The sequence below is a fragment of the Brevundimonas diminuta ATCC 11568 genome (assembly GCF_000204035.1).
Lineage (GTDB): Bacteria > Pseudomonadota > Alphaproteobacteria > Caulobacterales > Caulobacteraceae > Brevundimonas > Brevundimonas diminuta.
Map to the genome: position 1 here is coordinate 1,381,890 of NZ_GL883086.1, position 3,059 is coordinate 1,384,948.

The window sequence follows — 3,059 nt, forward strand, 5'->3', positions numbered from 1 at the left end:
CGTCGCGGGCCACGCCGAGGCGCCGACGGCGGGCGAGCTGAAGCAGGCGGCCATGAACGCGCCCCGGCTGGCGCGGCAGTTCCTGGCCCTGCACCAGGACTATCGCCGTCTGGACGAGCGGCTGAAGACGCTGAACGAGACGCTGGGCCGCGACGAACACGCCGCCGACGCCGCCCCCGCCCTGCCCTATGAGGCGGTGCGCGACTTCTTCCACTATCGCGACAACTACATCGACGCCCTGGACCGGGCGGCGGAGGATCTAGCCGCGCGGCTGAACCTGGGCGACGGCGTCCATCCTGAGCGCGAACTGGAGGCCGCCCTCAACGATCTGTGCGGCGTGCGCGTCGCCACCGGTCAGGGGCGCGGCGCCATGCGGCGGTTCGATCCGAGCGCGCGCATCCTCTATGTCGACGCCAGCCTGCCGGGCGCCACCCGCGCCTTCCAGATGGCGCATCAGCTGGTTCGCTTACGGTTCGAAAACCTGATCGAGCACGAACTGGACCGCGCCGCCTTCGACATTCCCGCCGCGCGCGACGTGTGCCGGGTCGGTCTGGCCAACTATGCAGCGGGTGCGCTGCTGCTGCCCTATCGCGCGTTTCTGGAGGCGGCGCGGGAGCTGCGGCACGACGTGGACCGCCTGCGCAACCGCTTCCACGTCAGCTTCGAACAGGCCTGCCACCGGTTGAGCACGCTACAGAGGCCCGGCTGGCGCGGCGTGCCCTTCTACTTCGCGCGGGTGGACATGGCCGGGAACATCACCAAGCGGCACAGCGCCACGCGCTTCCAGTTCGCCCGCTTCGGCGGCGCCTGCCCGCTGTGGAACGTCCATGAGGCGTTCAGCGCCCCGGACCGCATTCTGGTCAATCTGTCGGAGATGCCTGACGGCGCCCGCTACGTCTGTATCGCCAAGAGCGTGTCCAAACCGGGCGGGTCGTTCCTGGAGCCGGACAGGCGCTATGCGCTGGGACTGGGGTGCGAGATCGAGCACGCGGCCCAGTTGGTCTATGCGGACGGGCTGGACCTGAACGGCCCGCCGACGCGCATGGGGGTCAACTGCCGCATCTGCGAGCGGACGGACTGTACGCAACGGGCGTTTCCGCCGATCGACCGAACGCTGGCCGTGCCGGAGAATGAGCGGGGGGTGATTCCGTACGTTCTCAGCTAGCCTTTAACGCCCACTGCAATCCTTCTCCCGATGGGAGAAGGTGCCCCGAAGGGGCGGATGAGGGTTCCCGGCCTCAGTCGGCGTAAGCCGCCGCAAAAAACGGCTGACTTCGGAACCCTCACCCTTTGGCTGCTTCGCGCCGCCCTTCGGGTCGCCTTAGCGGATCGCTACGCTCTCCGAGGCTCAAGCCCTCTCCCATCGGGAGAGGGTCAAGGTCAGCCCATCGTCGGGATGACGAAGCTCGAGTCCGCGTGCTCCAGGTCGCTGTCAGGCCAGCGGGCGGTCACGGTCTTGGTCTTGGTCCAGAAGCGGACGCCTTCCATGCCGTGCTGGTTGATGTCGCCGAAGGCCGAACGCTTCCAGCCGCCGAACGAGTGATAGGCCACCGGCACCGGGATGGGCACGTTGATGCCGACCATGCCGACGTTGACGCGGGCGGCGAAGTCGCGGGCCGCGCGGCCGTTCTGGGTGAAGATGGCGACGCCGTTGCCGTACTGGTGCTTGCTCGGCAGGCTCAGCGCCTCCTCGAAGCTGGCGGCGCGCATGATCTGCAGCACCGGGCCAAAGATCTCTTCCTTGTAGGATTCCATCTCGGGCTTGACGTGGTCGAACAGCGACGGGCCGATGAAGAAGCCCTTCTCGTGGCCCTGCAGGCTGAACTCGCGGCCGTCGACGACCAGTTCGGCGCCTTCTTCCACGCCCTTGTTGATCCAGCCCAGAACCTTGTCCTTGTGGGTCTGGGTGACGACGGGGCCGTAGTGGGCCTCGGCGTCGGTCGAGACGCCGACGCGCAGGTTCGGGATTTCCGAGACCAGACGCTCGCGCAGTTCATCGGCGGTGCGCTGACCGACCGGCACCACCACCGGCAGGGCCATGCAGCGCTCGCCGGCCGAGCCATAGGCCGCGCCGGTCAGATCCTTAATGACCTGGTCCATGTCGGCGTCGGGCAGGACGATGCCGTGGTTCTTGGCGCCGCCCATGGCCTGAACGCGCTTGCCGTGGGCCGCGCCTTTCTGGAACACATAGTGGGCGATGTCCGACGAGCCGACGAAGCTGACGGCGTGGATCAGCGGGTGTTCGAGGATGGAGTCGACCGCGACCTTGTCGCCGTGAACGACGTTCAGCACGCCCTTGGGCGCGCCCGCCTCCATCATCAGTTCGCCCAGACGCACCGGCAGGGACGGATCACGCTCGGAAGGCTTCAGGATGAAGGTGTTGCCCGCAGCGATGGCCACGCCGAACATCCACATCGGGATCATGCCCGGGAAGTTGAACGGAGTGATGCCCGCCACCACGCCCAGCGGCTGGCGCATGGAATAGACGTCGATGCCCGGACCGGCGCCATAGGTGTATTCGCCCTTCGAGGCGTGCGGGATGCCGCAGGCGAACTCGATCACTTCCAGACCGCGCTGGATGTCGCCCTTGGAGTCGGCGATGACCTTGCCGTGCTCGCTGGACAGCAGTTCTGCCAGTTCGTTCATGTTCGCCTCGACCAGGCGCTTGAACTCGAACATGACGCGGGCGCGGCGCTGCGGGTTGGTCGAGGACCAGCCTTCGAAGGCGGCCTGCGCCGACTGGACCGCACGGTCCAGTTCCGACGGCGTCGCCAGCTGGACGCGGGCCTGAACCTCGCCGGTGTTGGGGTTGAAGACGTCGCCGAAGCGGCCCGACGCCCCATCAAAAGCCGCACCGTCGATGAAGTGGCGAATATCGCGCATTGAACGTCTCTCCCGATGATTATGGTTCTTCGTGAGCCTGCCCTAGCAGAGCGGGCGGGTCAGGCCCATTGCAATCTTGCAGGTGATGATGTGCATATCTGCATATGTTCGACTGGGATGATCTGAGAGTGTTTCTGGCGGCCGCGCGCGCCGGGTCTCTGGCCACGGCGGCGCAG

General features: G+C 66.9%; 2 protein-coding genes. One reads left to right on the plus strand and one right to left on the minus strand.

Features of this window, described 5'->3' with window-relative positions; translation table 11 throughout:
• The coding region (locus BDIM_RS10560) for a helix-turn-helix domain-containing protein (protein ID WP_040345754.1) at positions 1-1,165 on the plus strand (1,165 nt) is incomplete at its 5' end.
• Between the two features lie 215 nt (positions 1,166-1,380).
• Here BDIM_RS10560 and BDIM_RS10565 read toward each other — a convergent pair.
• Positions 1,381-2,883, minus strand: coding sequence for a CoA-acylating methylmalonate-semialdehyde dehydrogenase (locus tag BDIM_RS10565; RefSeq protein ID WP_003165585.1), 1,503 nt, complete (start codon positions 2,881-2,883; stop codon positions 1,381-1,383).
• Positions 2,884-3,059: the final 176 nt, after the last annotated feature.

Excerpts from the sequence above, each read along its gene's own strand:
- BDIM_RS10565 (WP_003165585.1), bottom strand. The coding sequence starts at position 2,883 with ATGCGCGATATTCGCCACTTCATCGACGGTGCGGCTTTTGATGGGGCG.